At 41.3% G+C, this 23203-nt stretch carries 24 protein-coding genes; all 24 read right to left on the reverse strand.

Annotated features, from left to right (window positions below; genetic code table 11):
• Window positions 1–29: 29 nt before the first annotated feature.
• Window positions 30–2189 (reverse strand): chemotaxis protein CheA, encoded by a 2160-nt coding sequence (locus tag QQK09_RS02645; protein WP_284202562.1) that lies wholly within the window; start codon window positions 2187–2189, stop codon window positions 30–32.
• Between the two features lie 11 nt (window positions 2190–2200).
• On the reverse strand, window positions 2201–2953 hold the full coding sequence (locus QQK09_RS02650) for a protein phosphatase CheZ (protein ID WP_284202564.1): 753 nt from the start codon (window positions 2951–2953) through the stop codon (window positions 2201–2203).
• 11 nt (window positions 2954–2964) lie between these two features.
• Window positions 2965–3348: a chemotaxis response regulator CheY gene (gene cheY / locus QQK09_RS02655; RefSeq protein ID WP_284202565.1), complete on the reverse strand. Its 384-nt coding sequence runs from the start codon at window positions 3346–3348 to the stop codon at window positions 2965–2967.
• Window positions 3349–3503: 155 nt separating this feature from the next.
• Entirely contained in the window at window positions 3504–4208 is a 705-nt protein-coding gene (locus QQK09_RS02660; protein ID WP_284202566.1) for an RNA polymerase sigma factor FliA, read from the reverse strand.
• Window positions 4205–5068, reverse strand: a complete 864-nt coding sequence (locus QQK09_RS02665) for a MinD/ParA family protein (RefSeq protein WP_284202567.1) — start codon at window positions 5066–5068, stop codon at window positions 4205–4207. Before QQK09_RS02665 ends, QQK09_RS02660 begins: the two co-directional genes overlap by 4 nt.
• 39 nt (window positions 5069–5107) lie before the next feature.
• Entirely contained in the window at window positions 5108–6565 is a 1458-nt protein-coding gene (gene flhF / locus QQK09_RS02670; RefSeq protein ID WP_284202568.1) for a flagellar biosynthesis GTPase FlhF, read from the reverse strand.
• Between the two features lie 13 nt (window positions 6566–6578).
• Window positions 6579–8636, reverse strand: a complete 2058-nt coding sequence (gene flhA / locus QQK09_RS02675) for a flagellar biosynthesis protein FlhA (RefSeq protein ID WP_284202569.1) — start codon at window positions 8634–8636, stop codon at window positions 6579–6581.
• 124 nt (window positions 8637–8760) lie between these two features.
• Window positions 8761–9900 carry a flagellar biosynthesis protein FlhB gene (gene flhB, locus QQK09_RS02680; protein ID WP_284202570.1) on the reverse strand — a complete coding sequence of 380 codons (1140 nt, stop codon included), beginning with the start codon at window positions 9898–9900 and terminating at the stop codon, window positions 8761–8763.
• A gap of 12 nt (window positions 9901–9912) precedes the next feature.
• Window positions 9913–10707: a flagellar biosynthetic protein FliR gene (gene fliR, locus QQK09_RS02685; RefSeq protein WP_284202571.1), complete on the reverse strand. Its 795-nt coding sequence runs from the start codon at window positions 10705–10707 to the stop codon at window positions 9913–9915.
• A gap of 25 nt (window positions 10708–10732) precedes the next feature.
• Window positions 10733–11002 (reverse strand): flagellar biosynthesis protein FliQ, encoded by a 270-nt coding sequence (gene fliQ, locus QQK09_RS02690; RefSeq protein WP_284202572.1) that lies wholly within the window; start codon window positions 11000–11002, stop codon window positions 10733–10735.
• A gap of 8 nt (window positions 11003–11010) precedes the next feature.
• Complete coding sequence (gene fliP, locus QQK09_RS02695) at window positions 11011–11757, reverse strand: flagellar type III secretion system pore protein FliP (RefSeq protein WP_284202573.1); 747 nt, start codon at window positions 11755–11757, stop codon at window positions 11011–11013.
• Entirely contained in the window at window positions 11750–12163 is a 414-nt protein-coding gene (gene fliO, locus QQK09_RS02700; RefSeq protein WP_284202574.1) for a flagellar biosynthetic protein FliO, read from the reverse strand. The genes fliP and fliO overlap by 8 nt, the downstream gene beginning before the upstream one ends.
• A complete protein-coding gene (gene fliN / locus QQK09_RS02705; RefSeq protein ID WP_284202575.1) occupies window positions 12160–12552 on the reverse strand; it encodes a flagellar motor switch protein FliN in 393 nt (130 codons plus the stop codon). The genes fliO and fliN overlap by 4 nt, the downstream gene beginning before the upstream one ends.
• Window positions 12553–12576: 24 nt before the next feature.
• Complete coding sequence (fliM, locus tag QQK09_RS02710; protein WP_284202576.1) at window positions 12577–13596, reverse strand: flagellar motor switch protein FliM; 1020 nt, start codon at window positions 13594–13596, stop codon at window positions 12577–12579.
• A 31-nt stretch (window positions 13597–13627) separates the two neighbouring features.
• Window positions 13628–14140 (reverse strand): flagellar basal body-associated protein FliL, encoded by a 513-nt coding sequence (fliL, locus tag QQK09_RS02715; protein WP_284202577.1) that lies wholly within the window; start codon window positions 14138–14140, stop codon window positions 13628–13630.
• Between the two features lie 78 nt (window positions 14141–14218).
• Window positions 14219–16051 carry a flagellar hook-length control protein FliK gene (locus QQK09_RS02720; RefSeq protein ID WP_284202578.1) on the reverse strand — a complete coding sequence of 611 codons (1833 nt, stop codon included), beginning with the start codon at window positions 16049–16051 and terminating at the stop codon, window positions 14219–14221.
• A gap of 70 nt (window positions 16052–16121) precedes the next feature.
• Window positions 16122–16574, reverse strand: a complete 453-nt coding sequence (fliJ, locus tag QQK09_RS02725; RefSeq protein ID WP_284202579.1) for a flagellar export protein FliJ — start codon at window positions 16572–16574, stop codon at window positions 16122–16124.
• A gap of 9 nt (window positions 16575–16583) precedes the next feature.
• A complete protein-coding gene (fliI, locus tag QQK09_RS02730; protein WP_284202580.1) occupies window positions 16584–17915 on the reverse strand; it encodes a flagellar protein export ATPase FliI in 1332 nt (443 codons plus the stop codon).
• Window positions 17908–18783 carry a flagellar assembly protein FliH gene (fliH, locus tag QQK09_RS02735; protein WP_284202581.1) on the reverse strand — a complete coding sequence of 292 codons (876 nt, stop codon included), beginning with the start codon at window positions 18781–18783 and terminating at the stop codon, window positions 17908–17910. The genes fliI and fliH overlap by 8 nt, the downstream gene beginning before the upstream one ends.
• 36 nt (window positions 18784–18819) lie before the next feature.
• Window positions 18820–19872 (reverse strand): flagellar motor switch protein FliG, encoded by a 1053-nt coding sequence (gene fliG, locus QQK09_RS02740; protein WP_284202582.1) that lies wholly within the window; start codon window positions 19870–19872, stop codon window positions 18820–18822.
• Complete coding sequence (gene fliF, locus QQK09_RS02745; RefSeq protein ID WP_284202583.1) at window positions 19862–21580, reverse strand: flagellar basal-body MS-ring/collar protein FliF; 1719 nt, start codon at window positions 21578–21580, stop codon at window positions 19862–19864. Before fliF ends, fliG begins: the two co-directional genes overlap by 11 nt.
• A gap of 32 nt (window positions 21581–21612) precedes the next feature.
• Window positions 21613–21939, reverse strand: a complete 327-nt coding sequence (gene fliE / locus QQK09_RS02750) for a flagellar hook-basal body complex protein FliE (protein ID WP_284202584.1) — start codon at window positions 21937–21939, stop codon at window positions 21613–21615.
• A gap of 163 nt (window positions 21940–22102) precedes the next feature.
• A complete protein-coding gene (locus QQK09_RS02755; RefSeq protein ID WP_284202585.1) occupies window positions 22103–22672 on the reverse strand; it encodes a hypothetical protein in 570 nt (189 codons plus the stop codon).
• 10 nt (window positions 22673–22682) lie between these two features.
• Window positions 22683–22874, reverse strand: coding sequence for an EAL domain-containing protein (locus tag QQK09_RS02760; protein ID WP_284202586.1), 192 nt, complete (start codon window positions 22872–22874; stop codon window positions 22683–22685).
• Window positions 22875–23203 lie beyond the last annotated feature (329 nt).

The raw sequence follows: 23203 nt of genomic DNA on the forward strand, positions 1-23203 counted from the left end.
AACCTTTTATGCGTCATTTATGACATCGTTTATGCGTAATGTTTTAGTAGACTTGGTAAGTCTAAAATTAATGCAATACCACCATCACTGGTGATGGTCGCACCCGCCATGCCCGGAGTCCCTGAAAGTAACTTATCAAGCGCTTTGATAACCACCTCTTCCTGACCTAATAATGCATCAACAACAAACGCTATCTGCTGTACACCCAGTTGAACGATAACAACATGTCCAACACCGGTTCCCTTTTCAACGCTAGGTTTATTAGGTGCTAACCAATCGCTTAAATAGAAAAGAGGAATCGCTTTATCACGAATAACAATGGTAAGTTGATTGTTAACCATGTTGGTTTTACTTAGATCAAGATGGAATATTTCATTTACATTGGTTAATGGTAATGCAAATGTTTGCTCTGAAACCACAATCATTAAGGTCGGTAAAATCGCTAATGTTAAGGGGACTTTTATCTCTAAACGCGTGCCTTTACCCAGCGCTGAGTCAATCGATATTGTACCGTTGAGCTTAGTGATGCCGGTTTTCACCACATCCATTCCAACGCCACGACCAGAGATGTCTGATATTTCTTCTTTGGTTGAAAAACCCGGCGCAAAAATTAATGAATAAGCATCTCTATCAGACATGCGATCAGCACCGTCCTGATCCAGAATACCTTTATCCATTGCAATCTGTTTCAGCTTGTTCGCATCCATTCCGGCGCCATCATCTTCGATGACTAATAGAATATGATCGCCCTCTTGTGAGGCTGAAAGTAATACTCTTCCCTCTTTACCTTTTCCGGATTGCATACGAACATTAGGCATTTCGATGCCATGATCGACAGAGTTTCTGACTAAATGCACCAGTGGATCCGCTAATGCTTCCACTAGGTTTTTATCTAAATCGGTCTCTTCGCCGACTAAATCAAGGCGAATATCTTTACCTAATGTACGCGCTAAATCACGTACTACACGCGGGAATTTACCAAATACTTTTTTGATTGGTTGCATTCGCGTTTTCATCACTGAACCTTGTAGGTCACCCGTCACGATATCGAGGTTAGCAACCGCTCTTGATATCTCTTCATCTTCAGAAGTCGTTTCAAGACTAACGAGACGATTTCGCACTAAGACCAACTCGCCAACCATATTCATTATTTCATCAAGAATTGCGGTATCTACACGCACAGTTGGTTCCGCTTTAGCAACGGCAGCTTTCACGGGGGCTTTAGTAGCAGGTGTCGCTACAACCTCTGTTTTAACAGGGAATTTTTTAATGGCTTTTATCGGCGCAGTGCTAGTAGGTTGTTGCACAACTTGCTCGACAGTTTTAGTTACCGTTGGCGTTACTGAAGTGGTATTTTGAACACTTTTCCCGGCGCCATGAAGCTCATCTAATAATGATTCGAATTCATCGTCAGTAATTTCATCGCTGCTACTTTCTAGTACCGTTTCTTTTACGGGTACGCCAGAATGCGCCCCTTTACCATGTAGTTCATCGAGTAACGATTCAAACTCATCATCACCAATTTCATCAATCGCTGCAGCACTAGGCGTATCTGGCAATGTGATTGCGTGTTTACCTGTACCATGTAATTCATCTAATAATGATTCAAACTCATCTTCGCTTATCTCTGCATTTTCAGGACTAGCGGGTTGTGCAGCGAGTGCTGAACCAGATTGAGCATGAAGCTCATCTAATAATGCATCAAACTCAAAGTCGTCTATCTCTTCACTCGCCGATGGCGCGACGCTGTCTAAAGCTTCTTCTTGTAATACTTCTGGTTCAACAACTTCATCTGCAGATTCTGGCTTACTTAAACGATGCAATTCTGCAACGATCTCAGCAGGTGCCGGTGTTGCCTCTTCACCGGTTTGAACCGCATCAAATTGCGCATTAATGACATCAAGTGCAGCTAATATAGTATCCATTAGTGCAGAACTTACACTACGGTTTTTTTGGCGTAAGCAGTCAAATACATTTTCAGCACCATGACATGTCTCTACCAATTCGGTCAGTGATAAAAACCCCGCACCTCCTTTTACGGTATGAAAACCTCGAAAAATGGCATTGAGTAATTCGCTATCATTAGGATTATTTTCTAGTTCCACCAGTTGTTCAGATAACAATTCTAAAATTTCGCCTGCTTCAACTAAAAAGTCCTGCAGAATCTCTTCATCTACTTCAAATGTCATTTTCCATTCCCTTAAAATCCTAAACTAGACAGTAAATCATCCACATCATCTTGCCCATTAACAACATCATCACGCGATTCGGCATCGATGATTGGCCCTTCCGCCTTAATATTGTTATCTATACACGCTGTCTCTTTTTTTATCTCAGCGTTTTCTTCACTACTACAAACCGTTAAAATACCAACTAATTTTAATTCGATCTCTTGTACAAGATCGATCACACGCCGAATCATCTGTCCGGTTAGGTCTTGAAAATCTTGTGCCATTAAAATATCGGTTAAAGAAGTGCGTAGGTTTATCGCACTGGATGAAGATTCTTCGATTAATCCATCAATCTGGTGACAAAGCTTTTTAAAATCACCTAAAGCGAGCTCACGGTTCATCAAGCCTTGCCAACTTGGTTTTACCGCATCAAGATCTGCAATTAACTTATCTGCAATAGGTAGGCAATTATCAACCGCATCCATGGTCTTATTTGCCGCTTTGTCAGTCATCTCAATAACATAATTTAGTCGTAGCTTAGCGTCAGGGATATCATGACCAGCCATATCGATTAATCGGGTATCATTTTGAAAACTCACTAACGCGTCATGTAATTCACGGGTTAATTCACCTACTTTTTCAAAAACCTGACCTTCACTTATCGATATGTCGCTTGCTTGTTCTACAATTTCATTTGCTGCAATTATCTCATTTGCTTCTAAGTGAGCAACTAACGCTTTGGCTTGTGATAGCGAGAGAAGTGGCACTATTTGATCGGCCATACATTCCCCCTTTAACCTAAACGCTCAAATACTTTGTCTAGCTTCTCTTTTAATGTGCCAGCTGTGAAAGGCTTTACAATATAACCATTTACACCAGCCTGTGCCGCTTCAATAATCTGCTCCCTTTTTGCTTCTGCCGTTACCATTAGAACAGGTAAGTGTTTTAATTTAGGGTCTTTTCTAATCTCTTTTAACAGATCAATCCCTTGCATGATCGGCATATTCCAATCAGTTACCACAAAGTCGAATCCGCCATCTTTAAGCATGGGTAACGCAGTATTTCCATCATCAGCTTCGAAGGTATTGGTAAACCCAAGATCTCTTAATAAATTCTTAATTATTCTTCTCATTGTTGAAAAATCATCCACAATGAGTACTTTCATATTTCTGTCCAAAACGTTCCCCTAGGTAAAAACTAAATTTTTCTATAACTAATTGAAACTTATACTAAGTAGATAGTAAAAAAAGACGTAATCAAAAGCTATAATTTTTTTTATTGTTGAGCCAACTGTGATCTATCTCTTATCAAGATGGCAATAATGGCGGTTAACTATACTGCTTGCGCCTTTGCTTTTAAGCGATGCAATGCTTGAGAGTGAATCTGACTCACCCTTGATTCACTGACATCCAATACTAAGCCTATCTCTTTAAGGTTTAATTCTTCATCGTAATAGAGTGATAAGACTAATGCCTCTCGCTCTGGTAGTTCTTTTATCATCGTCACGAGCTTACTCGCAAATTGCGCTTCGCTCACTTCGTTAAAAATACCATCATGGCTAACAGACTCATTACATAAGCCCTCTTCGGAGCCAGCAAGGTCTTCATAGGCCACTAATTTTGCACAGTTAACATCACGTAACATATGCTGATACTCTGGCAATGTTAATGATAACTCTTCTGCTATTTCAGCTTCTTTGGCATCGCGTCCAGTTTGCTTTTCTACGCTAGCAATGGCGGTTGCGATACTGCGACTATTTTTATGTACCGATCTTGGTACCCAATCGCCGCGACGCATCTCATCGAGCATTGCACCACGAATTCGAATACCTGCAAAGGTTTCGAAACTAGCCCCTTTACTGGCATCAAAGTTTCTTGCCGCTTCAAGCAAACCAATCATGCCAGACTGAATGAGATCATCGACAATCACACTAGGTGGCAACCTAGCAATGAGATGGTAAGCTATTTTTTGCACCAACTCAGTATGACGATCAATCAGGTCTGAAGTATTGTTATAATAACCTTTTGCCTTGATCACCGAAGTCGCTCATCTACATTATTAAGTAATAATTTTTCAATGAAGAATTCTAGGTGTCCTCCGGGCTGATGCGGAATTGGCCAGTCACAAGCCCTATTGGCTAATGCTTTAAAGGCTAAAGAAGCAGGCGTTTTAGGAAAAGCTTGCACCACTACTTTTTGTTTTCGCACCGCTTGGCGTACATTGCCATCAAATGGTATGCAGGCAACAAGCTCTAATGAGGCATCTAAGAAACGGTCTGTTACACGAGTTAGCTTGGTAAAGAGATCTTGCCCTTCACGTAAACTACGCACCATATTGGCAACAATTTTGAATCGATAAACACCGTTTTGCTTACTTAATATTTTAATTAAGGCGTAAGCATCGGTAATAGATGTCGGTTCATCACAAACCACCATCACCACATCTTGAGCTGCTTGTGCAAAGCTAACCACCATATTGGAGATACCTGCAGCGGTATCAACAAGTAACATATCGATAGGTGTTTGCAATGAGCTAAATGCTTGAATAAGGCCAGCATGTTCAACATCACTAAGCTCAACCATTGATTGAGTGCCTGAGGTGGCAGGAATAATCATCACTCCCTCTGGACCTTCAACAATCACCTCATCCAAAGTACATTCACCAGACAATACATGCGAAAGGTTTTTAGTGACACGAATACCTAAAAGCACATCGACATTAGCAAGACCTAAATCGGCATCTAATACCAGCACGCGCTTACCACGTTGAGCAAGAGAAACAGCCATATTCAAAGTCACATTTGTTTTGCCCACACCACCTTTACCGCCTGTGATAGCAATGACCTTTACTTGGTTGTTTTTCATTCTTCTTAACCCACTTGCTTGGTCTGAAATCATATTACACTCATCTAAATTATTGATTCTAAATACTAAATTCTATTCATTTTCGAAACTGCTAAACCATTGATGCTGCTCTTGCTCAAAGATCTCATTCATCGTCGCTAACGTACCTGAAATAAGGTTGTCAATGCTAGCGATCTCAATATCTTCGGGCACACGCTGTCCCGTGGTTACATAACTTATCGGCAGCGCATGTTGCATGGTTACACTTAATAACTCTGCTAAACCAATACTCTCATCTACTTTGGTTAAAATACAACCAGAAAGAGGTATACGTTTAAAATGATCCATCGCTTCTTCAACAACACGTCGTTGTGCAGTAGAAGAAACAACAAGATAGCTTTGAATATTAACACGACTATTACGCATTAACGTATCAAGTTGTTCCGATAAACGAATATCTCGTTGCCCCATCCCTGCGGTATCAATCAATACCAATCGTTTCTCTCGAAACTGATACAAAATTTCCGATAACTCATCAGCATCCTTTGCGACACGAACACTACAACCCATTATTTTCCCATAGGTAGCCAGTTGCTCATGTGCGCCGATACGGTATGTATCGGTAGTTATTAACGCCACTTGATCTGCACCATATTTCATTGCAAATTGTGCTGCAAGTTTGGCGATAGTAGTCGTTTTGCCAACCCCTGTTGGGCCAAGTAATGCAATTGCACCACCCTGCGATAATATCTCGTTTTTGCCAATATAAATCTTATCTTGTAATAATGCCTGAATATATTGCTGAACTTCAGTCGAAGACGCATCTTCTGGGATGTAACTCGCAAGTTGATCGGCAATATCGTCTGAAAAACCAGCTTTAGTCAACCACTTAATGATCATCGCACGAATTGGTTCCTTGCGTTCCATCTCCTGCCACATCAAACCAGAAACTTGATGTTCAAGTAGTTTACGTAATGATTCCACTTCCGCACTAATTTTGGCAATTTCTTGATTATCATTACGTGAAGGTGCAGGTGTTGTTCGACGAATGCTCGCGTTCACTTTTAGTGGCTGTTCTGTCGCCGCCCAATTCTGTTGTTCAGCTAATGTTTTTGGTCTGTTCGTTTGACTTACCTGCTCTGAAACAGCAGAAAAAGCAGGTAGTTCATCTCTTGTTTGTAGCGCTGGTTTAACCGGTTTTCTTGATCTGTTTTTTGCTTGTTGTGATTCAACTTTACCAAAGAATGAGTTCAATGATTTAGCAAAATCTTCGCCACTCTCTTTAGCGCCATTACGCGCGCTTTTTTGTAATTTAATGGGTGCTTTGGTAGAACGTGAAGATAACTGCACATTGTCATCTTGTAATGCGTTTAATGGATCTTCTTTTTTACTTATTTCAGCTTGTTGAGCTTGATAGTCCACGGCAGCAACAATCTCAATACCGCCGACGACCTTTTTATTGGACATAATCACGGCATCAGGACCTAAGACTTCCTTAACCTCAACCATCGCTGTACGCATATCTTTTGCAAAAAAACGTTTAATTTTCATCTGTTATACCCAGCTATTGCCCTATTGAACTAATTATTTTTATCTGTTTATCATCAGGAATTTCCTGATAAGAGAGTACATGTAAACTTGGAATCGTGTGTTTAACAAATTTCGAAAGCGTGCCCCTTAAAATCCCCGACGTCAGTAATACTGAAGGTTGACCGATCAACTCTTGCTGTTGTGACGCCTCAATGAGTGACGTTTGAATACGTTCAGCTAGTCCAGGCTCAATACCTGCGCCCTCATTTCCACCCGCCTGCATTGATTGATGCAAGATTTGTTCCAAATCCGTTGACAAGGTGATCACCGGCAGTTCGTTTTCGTTACCTATTATCTCCTGTACTATCATGCGTTTCAATGAGATACGACAAGCTGCAGTGAGTACTTCAGGGTCTTGACTGCGTGGACCATAATCAACTAATGTTTGTACAATCGTGCGGATGTCACGTACTGCAACATTCTCGTTTAATAAACTCTGCAACACTTTAACTACCGTACTCAAGCTCAAAATTTCAGGTACTAACCCCTCCACCAATTTAGGGTTTTTCTTAGCCAGCAGATCTAACAAGCTTTGTGCTTCTTCATGCCCTAACAGTTGGGCTGCATTATTGGTTAAAATTTGACTAAGGTGTGTGGCAACAACGGTTGCGGTATCAACAACGGTGTAACCTAATGCTTGCGCTTGTTCACGCTGCGGTTCATCAATCCAAGTTGCTTCTAAACCAAAAGCGGGATCAATACCCGCAACCCCTTCAATAGGGCCAAATACTTGCCCGGGATTAATCGCCATGTCTTTATCATGATAAATATCTGCACTACCAGAGGCGACGCCCATCAACGAAATGGTGTAGTTATTGGGAGATAGATCCAAATTGTCACGAATATGTACCGGAGGAATTAAAAAGCCCATCTCTTGTGATAGCTTCTTACGCACGCCTTTAATACGATCTAATAGTTCACCACCTTGACTTTTATCGACCAAAGGAATCAGGCGATAACCGACTTCTAAACCAATGGTATCAACACTTCTCACATCATCCCAACCAAGTTCTTTAGGTTCTGAAGACTCTCTTGCAGTTGCAACTGCGCCTCCCGCTTCACCTGACTCAGCTAAAGCTTGTTGTTTTTTAACACGATTTAACTGCCAGTAAGCACCACCCGCCGCAATACCACCGAGTGTTAAAAACGCAAGGTGTGGCATGCCAGGTACAATACCCATTATTAATAAAATACCCGCGGTGATCATCAATGCTTTAGGATCGTCAAACATTTGACCCAACACACGTCCGCCCATATCCGCAGAAGTATTCTCACGCGTCACTGTAATGGCAGCGGCTATCGAAAGTAACAGCGAAGGTATCTGGGCAACCAGTCCATCACCAATAGTTAAAATAGTGTAAATTTCAGCCGCTTCTGCCATCGGAAGGTCATACTGAGACATCCCAATGATAAAACCACCAATAATATTAATGAAAAGAATCATGATGCCCGCAATCGCATCACCTTTAACAAACTTACTCGCACCATCCATCGAACCATAAAAATCAGCTTCCATGGTGACCTCTTCACGCCTTGAACGTGCTTGCTCTTGATCAATCAGTCCGGCATTCAAATCGGCATCGATCGCCATCTGCTTACCTGGCATTGCGTCTAGCGTGAAGCGGGCACTAACCTCGGAGATACGGCCAGCACCTTTAGTGATTACCACAAAGTTAATAATCATCAAAATCAAGAAGACGATTAACCCCACCGCTAAATTCCCACCAATAACCACCGAACCAAATGCTTCAATTACATTACCGGCAGCAGCACCACCTTGATGTCCTTCGAGTAAAACAACACGTGTGGATGCAACGTTTAAGGCTAAACGCATTAATGTGGCGATTAAAAGCACCGTTGGAAAAGCAGCAAAATCTAATGGTTTTTTGGTGTAAATAGACACCAACAACACTACTAATGCAAGTGCAATATTGAACGTAAACAGCATATCAAGTAGCAGCGTTGGCATCGGCAAAACAACCATTGCTAATGCCGCTAATACCATGATTGGCGTACCAATACCGGAAAGCATTTTGGCTTTATTCAGCCATAAAGAGGTGAGTAATGTATTAATGGGAATAACCTATATTTTTTTTGTGGTCATATTATGAAGCAAGCATCAAGCCATGTGCGAAAAATATTTTTAAAACATGAACTTAGTCGTTATATTGAAACCCTTTGGGTATTTTTAAATCATTCGGTAGTGGCTTGGGTCGACCTGATTTTCCCTTACGAAACTGATCTAGCTGATAAATATAAGCAAGTACTTGCGCAATCGCGATAAATAACTCCTCAGGGACCTCATCACCAATTTCTGTTGTATGGTAAATAGCACGACATAAAGGCGGAGCCTCCATCACAGGGATTTCATATTCACGGGCAACTTCGCGGATTTTAAGCGCCATAAAATCGACACCTTTGGCGACGATATAAGGAGCTCGTTCACCATCTTGCTCATACTTAATGGCAACCGAATAATGGGTTGGGTTTGTTACGATTACATCGGCATCGGGCACATCGCCCATCATTTTACGTTGTGAAGCTTCATATTGCAGTTGACGAATTCGCTGCTTAACTTCCGGCTTACCCTCGGAGTTACGATATTCATCTTTAACCTCCTGCTTAGTCATTTTCAACTCTTGGCTATGCTTGTGAATTTGATAGGGTACATCAACAGCCACAATCACCAACAGTGAACAACAGAGTAAGATAAACATCCAAGTGATCATATCTAACGCTTCAAACACACTACCCGGTAACGGTGTCATAGAAAGGTTTAAAATCTGCTCAAAGGTCATCGCTAAAATCGTCCATGCAACACCGATAACCACCAGCACTTTTAAGATAGATTTTAGAAGCTCGACCCAGGCTTGCATCCCTAACATACGTTTTAACCCCGCTTTAGGGCTAAGTCGACTCCATTTAGGCATCATCGATTTAGTGCTGAATATCATCCCCCCAAGTAGCGAACTGCCTAAAATAGAGATGACAAATAACATAAATAAAATAATAAACATCGGCATCGCCAAGCCTTTAAAGCTTGTCGTTAAATGGATCCAGAGGTATTCAGGGGAAAACAACACACTTCGCTCAAAGGTGAACGAATATTTCATCATCACAGACAGTTCATAGGCTAATCGGTCACCAAAAACTAATAATGCAAAAGCAGCCGAGATAAGTACCGAGGCGGTTGCAAGCTCTTTTGAACGGGCAACCTGTCCCTTCTCTTTGGATTTACGGATTTTGTCCGGTGTGGCTTCCTCGGAGCGTTCTGTACCATTCTCATTTTCAGCCATACTAAGCTCCCTTTAGGGTTGTTTCTCACAAACACCATTTAATAATTCACACATGGTGGTGATGCCACGCAACCACTGATTTTCAAAATGAGTTGGTACATTAATCAGGGTGATCCACAGAACAAATAATCCAAACACCATGCTGATAGAAAAACCTAAACTGAAGATATTAAGTTGTGGTGCTGCTTTGGTCATAATGCCAAAAGAGAGGTTAACTAATAACATCGCGACCATCGAGGCGATTGAAAAAGCTAATGCAGCTTGAAACATCACAGAAAACCACCCTGCTAATTTCTGATAGTCAGTAGCAAGCAAACCTTTCATTGAAATAGGTAAAGTCTCGAAACTGCGCACAATCAACTCAATCATTAACAGGTGACCATCGACACCTAAAAACAACAGCGTAACCAGCAATACATAAAACTGACCGACAACGGGTGATGACTGTCCACTCATCGGATCCGCCATCGATGCAAAACCTAAACTGGTTTGCATCGCGATAATTTGCCCTGCAACCACAAAAGTTTGCACAACAAAAATGGAGATAGTACCAATCGCAATCCCGATCAGTAATTGCTGTAAAATCACAAAAGCACTGGCGACAGAAAAGAGTTCAATATCCATCGGTGCAGCAGGCAGAATTGGGAAAACAGCAATGGTCACCGCAAGCGCATAAAACAGGCGCACACGTTTTGGCGTGGTACGTGAACCCACCACTACCATCACCATTAACATCGCAGCAATACGTGTAAATGACCAAATATAAGTGGCAATCCAATTCATCAGCAGTTCAGCAGAATATTCCATCGCTAGTGTTGCTTCAACATGGTCATTAACCCACAACTTGCGGAATTTGATCGATCATCGCAATAAAGAATTCCATTAACTTACCAAAGCCCCAATGCGCACCAAATGCCAATGCAATTAACGTCATCATCAACCTCGGTAAAAAGCTTAAGGTTTGCTCATTGATTGAAGTCGCAGCTTGGAAAATAGCAACCACTAAACCAATTAATAGGCTAGGAATAATAGCCGCTGAGACCAATACCAAAACAGTCCACAGTGCTTGGCGGAATATATTAACAAAAACTTCCGGTTCCATTTCCTCTCCTACAACAGACCAAAGCTGTTTGCGAGACTGCCCATGATCAAGTTCCAACCATCTACTAATACAAACAGCATTAACTTAAAGGGTAACGAAACAATCATTGGCGATAACATCATCATACCCATTGCCATTAAGATACTGGCCACCACTAAATCGATGATCAGAAAAGGGATGAATATCATAAAGCCAATTTGAAAAGCGGTTTTTAATTCACTGGTAACAAAAGCGGGAATAAGCACGGTAATAGGCACCTCTTCAGGTGTATCTACTTGCACATTCGCTATCTCTAAAAAGGTTTCTAAGTCTTTTAAGCGCGTCTGTGACAGCATAAACTCCATCATCGGTTGTTTACCTAGTTCCAACGCCTCTGCTATTGGCATATTTTCATTGAGGTAAGGCTGCAGTGCACTTTCATTAATTTTATCAAAAACCGGCGTCATAATGAAAAACGTTAAAAACAGTGCAATACCATTTATCACCTGATTTGAAGGCGTTTGTTGCAAACCTAATGCTTGTCTTAAAATCGACATCACCACCACAATACGGGTAAATGAGGTCATTAAAATCAGCATTGCAGGCAAGAAACTTAACGCAGTCATAAACGCAAGCACTTGCAAGGTCACACTGTATTCTTGATCTCCCCCGGCGTTGGTGGTTACCGTCAGGGCAGATAATGCCCCCGGCTCGGCAAGCAGCGATGGAGAGAAAAATAACAGCGAGCTGAGCAACAATAAAAGTACTTTATTCATTACGTTTAGTGCTTATTTTAGAAAGGAGTGTGGAAAAAGAGTGCTTACTTTTACCGTCTGTAGGCTCACAGGGGTCTTCTTCAGGCAGAGGCAAGGTATCTAACAGATTAATGTTTTGCTCAGTCACGCCAATCAGATAACGTTTTTGGTCAACTTCTATTATCTGCACTCGCCCTTTGTTAGTAAGCGGCTGTGTCGCAATCACTTTAATTAATGAATTGCCGTTAGCATTGCGGATTAAATTGCTTTTTTTCATTAAAAAGGCAAACACAAAAATACAAGCTAACACCAAGACTAAGGAAGCAACCATACTACCGATACTTAGATCTGAAGGAGGCTTAAGCCCCCCTTCCGCCCAACAGAGCGTCGGCAAAAACAACGTAATGAACAACAAAACATATTTCATTTAAGTTTCTTAATGCGTTCTGTTTGGCTAATCACATCGGTCAAACGAATACCAAATTTATCATTAACCACCACCACTTCACCGTGGGCGATTAGGGTGCCATTAACCAATACATCTAATGGCTCACCAGCAATACGATCTAACTCAACAACCGAACCTTGGTTTAATTGTAATAAATTACGAATATTGATTTTACTGCGACCAACCTCCATCGAGATAGTCACCGGGATATCTAAAATACTGTCTAAACGCGCATACTCATCAGCGCTTAATGGGGGGGAGCTATCCTTTAACTCATTCAGTTCGACATTGCTTACATTATCACCCGCATCACCGGATTCTTCTAAAGCTGCAGCCCACTCATCGGCCATATCTTGTTCTGTACTCATTACGTTCTTCCTATCTATTCGCTATTATTCAAGATCTTTTAAGTTACCCAGTTGTAGCTGGGTATTTTGTACTTCAGGGCGCTCAATGCGTTCTGTAATTTTCAGTGCTAAATTCTCATTACTTTGACCAAGTGTTGCTCTAAAAGTAGGTAGTCCCTCGACTAGCACCATCATTGACTCAGGCAGATCAACGGGAATAATATCCCCCGCTTTGAGATCAATCATATCGCGTAGAGGCATCTCTTTTTCTAACAACTTAGCCGTAAAATCGACACTGACATCCATAATTTCATCTTCTAAGGCTTGGCTCCAACGTTGATCAGTATCTTCTTTGTCACTCTGTACCCCCGCATCAAGTAGTTCACGAATTGGTTCCAACATTGAGTAAGGCATTGCGATATGAAAGTCACCGCCCCCTCCATCGAGTTCGATGTGAAATGAGTTCACCACAATCACTTCTGTAGGGCTCACAATGTTCGCCATTGCAGGGTTTACTTCAGAGTCAAGGTACTCAAATTCAGCATCCATCACCGGTGCCCATGCATCATGGTAATCTTCAAAAATTATTTTTAATAACATCTGAATAATACGGCGCTCTGTGGGAGTAAATTCACGCCCTTCTATCTTGGCATGGTGGCGACCGTCTCCACCAAAAAAGTTTTCCACTAAGATAAACACTAAACGCGCTTCCATAGTGACTAACGCAGTGCCTTTTAAAGGGCGAAAGCGCACCATATTTAAACTCGTCGGGACAAATAAAGTATGTACGTATTCACCAAACTTGAGCATCTGTACACCATTAATGGAGACCTCTGCAGTATGGCGTAGCATGTTAAATAAACTGATGCGTAAATGGCGTGCAAAGCGCTCATTAACCAGTTCCAGTGTTGGCATACGACCGCGCACAATACGGTCCTGTGATGAAAAGTCAAAATGAACAAGGGCTTCCTCGCCATCATCTTCACTTTCAACAACATCCTCTTCAACATCATCGACACCATGCAACAGCGCATCAATTTCGTCTTGGGATAATAGATCTGCCATAAAAAACCTTACTAATTAAAAAATGTGATGATCACTGTAAAACAAAACCGGTGAATAAAACCGTGTGGACAATCTCTTTACCCTCGCGTTTTTTAGTTTCTTCATTAATTGCGACTAATGCTGACTTCCTAAGTGCTTCCTTTCCTTCAGGGCTGCGTAATTGCGCTGCTGTTGCTGCACTAAATACGCTTACTAACGTCCCCTCTAACAATGGAATATGCTTTTTAGCAAGTGTCGCATTTTCATTGCCACGTACCATTAACTGCACTTTAATTTGCACCAAACGATCACGTTTACCTTCCATTACATTAAATACAAATGGGCGCGGCATCGCGACATAGTTCGCTGATAACGTTTGCTCTGGTTGCTTTATTTCGACTACAACTTCCGTTGCTACTTCACTGTCATCAGAGGCAAAGAAAAAAACATATGCCGCTACACCAGCGCCTAAAACAAGTAATACAGCAACAATGATAATAATTAATTTTTTCTTACTATTTGAAGGAGTTCCCTCACCATCTAATGATATCTGCTCATCAGGCATAGTTAATATTTCCCTATTTTTATACGTTGGTTTTCAGTGTTGCTGATTTTAATGCAAATGAATGACAAATACAGAGCTTTATGCATAATAATCAATTCCTTGAGCAGGAATCGGGATTTGCGTACTCATCCACTCTCCTTGATCGTCTAAACCTTGTTCAGTGCCATCACGCCCGCCCTGTAAAGCAACACTGCCATTGCCTGAATGTTGCGATGAAGACTGCTCCTGCTTACTCTGTTGCTCGACCGTTGCTTCACCTAAGTTGATACCCTGTTGGGCTAACTGTTCACGTAACCTTGGTAAATTTTGTTCAACAATATCGCGACTTTGACCAGCTTGTGTCTGAATAGCCACCTGCAATTGATCCTGTTGTATCTGCAACTTGATATGCATCGAACCTAATTCAGCAGGATCCAGGCGAATAGTCACTTCTTGTTTCCCCTGTGCCATCATCATCATCAACCGTTCCCCTATCATCGCAGAAGCTTGTTTAGATTGTAATTCAAGGGGTTGTTGCAATGCTGCTGATTGCATTAATGGCGTATTATGTGTTGTTTGCTGGAGCATCCTATCGCTGACAGCGGTTGCTGCGATTGAGCGTAATCCATTATTCTCTATATTTTGAGGAGGCGTCGATTTAGCCATCTCTTGATTTAAAGAGGAGATAAGACTATCAAGTTTATTACTACTCTGGTTGCTCTCTTTGGGGGTATTCTCGTCAGTGACTTGCACAGCATCACTGCCCATATTATCAGTATTTAACTTAATCTTTTTTTCAAATGCTGGCGCAGCTTCTGTTGTTTTTGCCGCTATATCCGCATCTAGCTTAGTTTTAGGATCCGTTACCTGAGTATCTATTTTTTGTGCGTTTTCTATTTGTGACAAAATAGGATTTATTACTTTAGATGGTTGCGACTGGTGGTCAGTAGCATCAGTACTGTCGTTGCTTGATACGGCAAAGGTCTTGTTAGATACTTGATGATCAGTGACGAGTTGCTCTTCTAGCAAAGGATCCGCATCAAGTACTAAACCTTTTACGCCACTTTCAGCAAGATCATTGTCAGTGCTCTCATTCTTAGCAATTTGCTCAATTGGCTCTTTATTCGACATTTCAGATGCTTGATTAAGCCCTGTTGCCATTTTCTCGGTTTTATCTGCAGCTTCACCAACAACATCTTGATTAAGTACTTTATTAGCTGAAGCGAATAGCTCTTTTTTAACCTCTTGAGTGACCACATCATTCTGTTTTTCTGAAGAGGGTAAAAGAGGAAGCGCTATCTCTTCACTCATTGTATCACCCGTATTAACAGTTTCCTCTGTCGCTTCTTTCGAGTCCATTGCACCCGCTAAATCTGTATTGCTTTGCGGCTCTATTAGTGCGCTTTGAGAGCCCTCATTCGCAGGTAGGCTCGTTTGACTAAAAGTGGCTTGTTTAATTGCTTTTACGACCTGCTCATCCGATGATTCAATATTACTAATAGGTTCTTTTTTAGTAATGGAAGTTGCGACGTTGCTCGAAAGTTCAGTAATGTTTTGCAGTACATCCTTATGATTATCATTATCATTTACATTTACAAGCAATTGTTCTTCAGAAGCAGGTAACGCAAAAACCTCATCGCTTGAGGCTTGCTGATCTAGTTGTTGACCCTTTGTAGATAGGGGTGTTTCTTCAACCAGTGTTTGCTCTAAGACAGCTTCACCAGTTACTGTTTGTTGTTGAACGGTTTGCGATAAGGTCGATTTTATTAAGGCTTTATTGTCAGTCAAGTCACTCAACACAGAGGAGAAACGTTGTGCAGTATTTTCTTCACCGGTTTTATCGCTATGTTCAACCTCATGAGCCTCTTTATCGGCATGATTTTTTTCTGTTGCAAGCAATTTAGTTGGGGATGTGGAGAGTATTGATTGCATCGAGATCTCTTTTGAGGATAGTTATTGCCATTAATCGGTATTTTTACCGCGTTATAACACTGCAAGCAATTTACAGACCAGATTGTGATTGTTTTTGAAAGTATTGAAAGGTTGCAAATTCATCGAGTAACATTTGCTCTTTTTTATCTGCTAACGCTAACTTCTTTTTTGCTTTTTTTTCTAATAACATGCCTAACGCTTTATGATTTACCTGCGCTTCAATCCACATTTTTTTGTGCGCTTGTACATCATACTCAAACTTAACCATTCCCTGCTGATGCTGAGTAACACCTTGATCTATTTGCACAATAAACTGTTGATACTTCCCTAAATCGGCAATAGATACGCCTTGTGAACCTTTTTCACTGAGTTGGTTCGTATATTGGCGACGATATTGATGTAGATTTTGCAATTGCTGACGCTGTTCAAATAACGCTTGCTGTGCGTGCTGATATGCTTTTAATGCTTGATTTACCTGTTTTTCTCGTTGCTCATAAACAAGCTGTAATGCGTCTCTAGACATAGTAATTCCCTAACTATTCACAAACTGCTGGGTTAAGGTAGCAAGCTGTGTCAAACAATCGTTATAGCTAATGCTATCTTTCATGCCTTGCTGCAAAAAGTGATCCAACTTAGGTCTTATCACAATCGCTTTATCGATGCGTGGATCGCTACCGCGAGAATATGCACCAATGGTAATGAGTTCTTTGTTCTCTTGATATAAGGAATAAGCTTGTTTTAATGCGCGCGCAAGCGTTTGATGCTCTTCTGAAGTCACCATCGGCATCACACGACTGATTGACTTACCCACATCAATAGCGGGGAAATGACCAGAATCAGCCAACTCTCGAGAGAGTACAATATGCCCATCTAAGATCGCACGAGAGGCATCTGCAATCGGATCCTGTAGATCATCACCTTCCGTTAACACGGTAAAAAAGGCACTAATCGAACCTTGATTTTCATTTCCGTTACCGGCTCGTTCAACTAAAGCGGGCAATTTTGCAAATACAGAGGGTGGATAACCTTTCGTCGCTGGCGGCTCACCGATTGCAAGTGCAATTTCACGCTGTGCCTGTGCAAAACGTGTCAGTGAATCCATCAATAACAGCACATTTAAACCCTGATCTCGAAAATACTCAGCGATGGTTAATGACGTTTCACAGCCCTTTAAACGCATTAGTGGCGAAGCATCTGCAGGCGCAGCGATCACAACGGCGCGTTTACGCCCTTCTTCACCCAAGATCTCTTCAATAAACTCTTTCACCTCTCGACCACGTTCACCGATCAGTCCCACCACCACTACATCCGCGGTGGTACCACGGGTCATCATGCCAAGTAAAACACTTTTACCGACGCCCGAGCCTGCAAACAAGCCCATACGCTGACCTTGACCAACGGTTAATAGCGCGTTAATCGCTTTAATTCCGACATCCAGGGGTTCTTTAATCGCTTTACGGCTAAGGGGATTAATACGCGGGTTATTAAATTGACTGGTCTGTGCAGTAACAATGTCACCTTTACCATCAATCGGCTTACCAATACCGTCTAGTACACGCCCAAGCAATTCCATACCAACAGGAATCCCTTGCGCTTCTGTTTGTGGGATGACACGCGCGCCAGGTAAAACACCGGTTAAACGTTCACTCGGCATTAAAAATAGTCGTTCACCAGAAAAGCCAACCACCTCTGCATCGATAAAACCATCGTTGGTTTCCACGCGGCATAAGCTCCCTACCGCTGCACTGCAGCCCACTGCCTCTAACGTTAAACCAACTACACGTATTAGTTTCCCTGATACGATCGGCTGAGTGCTCGTGTCTGCCACTTTATATTGGCTTAAACGCTCGTCGAAACTAAGCATAGCTGAGGGCTTCAACCTCCTCCTGCTCGGTGTTCGATTCCACCGGCATTGGCTGATCATTAATCAAACTAGAATTATCATTTTTCTCTGGTAGGTGCTGATAATTTTCTTTAAAGAAACGCTTTAAGACCTGATCAATACGGGTATTAAAAGCAAAGTCGACACTGGATACTTGCGTATTAATTTGGCAGTCGCCACGCATTAAGGCGGGCTCGGCTTGTAGATCCCAACCGCGATGAATGCATTGTTCTTGAGAGTAAGCAGCCAAGACAAATTTTAGATCTTCAGGGTGCAGGTTAATAGACAGCTTTTGTTCGCTGATCGGCAATGCATCCACTGCTTGCTTTAACGCTTGTAGTATTATTTTCGGAGAGGTCTGTATTTCGCAACGTGTTATCTGTTCAGCTAAAGAGGTAGCGAGGTGTACCAACTGATATTCAGCATTAGCATCAAGTTTTTCAAGAGGATTATGTAATCGATCAAGTAACGATGTCCAACGTTTAACTTGTTCTTCAATCTCTTTTGTACCTTGCGCTAATCCTTCTTCAATACCTTGTGCAAGCCCCTCTTGATGACCCGTTGCTAGGCCTTCTAATTTTCCCTCTTCAACCCCTTGTTGATGCCCATTCTCTTTGCCTTCATTAAAACCATCTTCATAAGCTGATTGGCGAATCGCTTCAATATCATCCAATGTTAATGGCTTAGGCTGCTCTTCAACATCCTCTTCAATCTCTTCAACCGCTTTGTTACGGTTATTATACCAAGTTGCTGGTTTACCAAATAATGAACTCTCTTCAGGTTCATCACGTTCGGTTTCGCTTAACTCTGGAATAGACCAGCTTTGAAACTCATCTCTATTATCTGTCATAAAGCGTAACCCTCGATATCGTTACCAATAGGCTGATCATAAGAACTCATCTCCTCCACCACCACCGAGCATAATTTCACCTGCATCGGATAAGCGACGCGCAATGGTTAAGATCTCTTTCTGTGCAGATTCTACTTCACTGATGCGAATAGGTCCCATCGCTTCTAAGTCATCTTCGAGCATTTCCGCCGCACGTTTAGACATATTTTTCAGTATTTTATCTTTCAGCTGCTCATCCGCACCTTTTAATGCACGTTGTAATTGTTCGCCAGGTACTTCTCTTAATAACGCCTGTGTTCCACGATCATCAAGATCAATTAGATTATCAAATACAAACATCAGATCTTGAATTTGCTGGCTCATATCTTCATCGGTTTCTCGTAATGAGTCCATTAATGGCCCTTCAATACCAGTATCGAGGTAGTTCATGATATCCGCGGCAGCTTTTGTTCCGCCCATTTTAGCGGCTTGTGCCCCAGCTTGTCCGGCAAACTGTTTCTCCATGATCTCATTTAGCTCTTGAAGTGCAGCGGGTTGCACCTCCTCTAAATCAGCAATACGCATCATCAAATCAAGGCGAATTTTTTCTGGGAATTGAGTGATGATTTCAGCCGATTGTTCAGGCTCTAAATAAGATAATACAATAGTTTGAATTTGTGGATGTTCATTCTGAATGATTGAAGCAACTTGGCGAGCATCCATCCATTTCAATGAATCAAGACCTTTAGAGCCACTGCCTAAAATAATTTGATCAACAAGATTTCCAGCTTTATCTGCACCTAATGCTTCAATTAAGGATGCACGAACAAAGTTTTCACTGTCTAAGCCGATACTGCTGTATTTTTGAATATCTTCAATAAAAGCACGATGTACACCGGATACTTTGTTTTGCGAAGAGTCCTCCAGCGCAGTCATCTGCATACCCAATTTTTGAACCTGTTTTGGCTCTAAATTACGAAATATTTGCGCAGCATCCTCAGGTGTTAAACTCAACATGAGTAACGCACTTTTTTCAACGCCAGTTAACGTCGCAATATCAAATTCAACCGGCAGCGTTGCTGCGGCTTTGTTTTTTTCATTATCCTTCATCGGCAGATAACCACTCTTTAATTACTTGTGCAGATAAACCAGGTTCGTTTGCAACTAGCGCACGTACCGCTTTTAGAAGATCTTCATCTTTATGTAAGTCTGGCAGTGTAAGCACACCATTGGCAATTCCAAACTCAACACCACCAGCTTCGTCGTCATTTAATAACTGTAAATTATCACCATTCATGGTACCAATCGCGCCCCCCAGGTCGTACTCTTCAGCTTGCTCAATACTCTCTGGGTAGAGTAATTTTTTCATAATTGGGCGAACAATTAACAGCAAGGTTAAAATAATGATAAGTAGACTACCACCAAATCGAACATAACCTTCAAAAGCTTCTGTTTTCCAAAATACCTCCTCTGGAATGGCTTCTAAATCAGGACGATTAAACTTCACGGAGGCAATCTCTAAAACGTCCCCACGGACACTATTAATACCGAGCCCGCCCATTAATAAACGGCGGATACTTTCAATCTCTTGCTCACTGCGAGGTTCATATGAAACCTCGCCGGCAGCATTAGTCACCGGTGCATAATCTAATGCCACAGAGACAGCTAAGCGATCAACGGTGCCAACTTTATGCTTGATATGAGTCACTGTGGTATCAACTTCATAATTTCGCGTCGACTCATTATGTGAATTGCCATCGGCACCAAAAGCACTGTTTCCCTCTTGCAACTCTTCAGGAATTGCTGAGTTCGCCGGGGGTTGATTAGTTAATGCTCCGGGTACATTACCCACCGTAGAAGAGGAAGATTTAGTTTCCACCAACATCTCACTTCGTACCGCTTGATTACTTGGATTAAAGGTTTTTTTAGTCTCTTCAACAACGGTGAAATCCATCGCCAAATCAACTTCTGATGTATAATTTGCTAATCCTAGTACCGGAATTAAAATCGCATCGACCTTAGATTTATATTCCTGCTCACGCTCTAGTGTTAACGCAAACTCTTTACTTGATTGTGCGGATAAGCCACTTTTACTACCCGAGTGCAATAGGCGACCACGCTGATCACTGACCGTCACGCTCGCGGGAGATAATCCCTGTACTGCAGAGGCAACAATATCAACAATTGAATCTATTTCTTGTTGGGAAAGACTATATGAACGTGACGAGGTAACAACAACAGTCGCACTGGCTTGACGCTCTTTGCGAGCAAACACACTCTGTTTAGGGATAGCCAGTAAAACTTGCGCTTTAGTTATATTTTGCATCGCTTGAATAGCAAGAGAGAGTTGTCGCTCACGACTTAATTTTAACCGCTCCTGTTCCACACGCTGACTAACACCAAACCCCATATCTTGTAGTAAGATATCATCACCACTTTCGGTATTATCATTCGCTAAACCCGCACGGGTCATTAACAGTTTAATTTTTTGGTATTCAGTGGTAACAACGAGTATTGAATTACCTTCAATTTTATAAAGGATTTTTTGTTTATCAAGAAAATCAAGCGTACTAATCAGTTCATCTGTTTTATAGCTACCAAGTGGGCGATAGTCAGCCTCTTTACCCCATGACCATAAAATAACCACAATCGCTAAAACAATTAATAAACCGATGATCATGCTAATTTGGCGTAATACATCTACATTTGAAAAAAATGAAGCAAGTGCTCCCTTTTGCGGCTCAATAAGCGAGTCATCACTAGTGCCGATACTGCTATTTTCAAGCAACATATCTGGATTGTTATTTAATTCGGCCACTTTTACTTCCCTGGTTCAACACCGCAATTCACCTATACAGGCATGCTCATCACTTCTTTATACGCTTCCAACATTTTGTTACGTACCTGTACTGTTGCTTCAAAAGCAAGACTCGACTTATTAGAGGCGATCATTACCTCTCCTAAACTTACTTGATCATCACCCATTTCAAAACGATTACGTAGATCAGAGGTATTTTCTTGTAAACCATTAACGTTATTTATCGCCTGCTTCAACATTTCTGAGAAATCGGGCGCGTTAGATTTAGCAGTTTGAGTGGTTAATTCTTCACCTAAGCCTTTGCTTTTTAAGCCTTGCAAGGGTATATCATTAAATAAAGCAGATGTATTTAGATTCATATTATTTATCTCTTTTTTGACACATACTGCATATTAAGCAATATTAATGCCAAAAAATGTACAATTATTTATTAAAAAAGAAGTAAATGAGGATTAAAAACTGGGAGGCTAAATGTGGTGGAAGAAATCCCCACGTTTAAACGTGGGGATTATTGAGAATAAATTATTGCAGTTGAAGTTTTTCTAGCTCTTTATCTAATTGATCTTCAGCACGCTGAGCTTTAAATTCTGCGTATAACACATCTTTTTGCTGTGCATTCATTGGCAGATCCGCTTCACTGACTAATTGATCAAAAATATCCTTGGTAGATTGCTGGCCAATCGCCACTAAAACACAAAGGTTATCTTTACCTGCAATCTTAGTAATATCTGTTTTAAGTGGGTTAGTGCCGACTAACGTCTGCTGTGTTACCTGTTTAGAAACACTTGAGAATGTTGAACCAGACTCTACGCCAGAGGCAACCTCAACTTTATCACGGTAACTTTTATCCATTGCACTAACACGCGTTTCAATACGCTGTGCAAGAGAAGTGCGCGCATTAGCAAGCGCCTGCTGTTTATCGATAGACATATTACCCGAAAATAAAACACATTCTGAAACTGCAATTCCATCTTCAACTTGTGGATTTAAAACCCAACTTGGAATATCGCCTACAGAAGTTGTTTCAACAGGTGTTGATGAACAAGCGGCTAAAAAAACAAGACTTGATAAACTTAATATCTTTAATGACATAATAATCCCTTTAATATTTGTGGTGTTCTGCATTTAGGTAACTGCTCATATCCTTTGCAAGCATAGGCTTGCCATAATAATAGCCTTGAACATGATAGCAACCATTCTCGATTAAAAATTTTACTTGCTCCGCAGTTTCAACGCCTTCGACGATCACACTGAGATGCAAGTTTTTAGCAGGCATTAGTAATTTCGGTATCATCTCCATCATCGGGTAAACAGCATATAAGCGATTGATCTATTTTTAATTTATTAATTGGCAGACGCTTTAAGTAAATTACGCCTAAGCACAGCGCAAAAAATATAGAAGAAAACTCAGCAAAAAAATGAAAGAGTAAAAAAGGCGTATAAAGGCCAAGCAAAGATAGCCCCACAATAAAGATAGTCGGCACTATTAAAGAGGACAGTTCTTTTATCAACTCTGGCTTGCGACTCAAAGTAAGCATTCAATTCCCTATTTAGACACTGTATATAAATAACAGACATTTAAATAATAGACTTTAAATAGAGATTTAAATTTAAAATTTTTAT

Origin of the sequence: Psychromonas marina, assembly GCF_030161115.1 — a bacterium.
Taxonomy (GTDB): domain Bacteria; phylum Pseudomonadota; class Gammaproteobacteria; order Enterobacterales; family Psychromonadaceae; genus Psychromonas; species Psychromonas marina.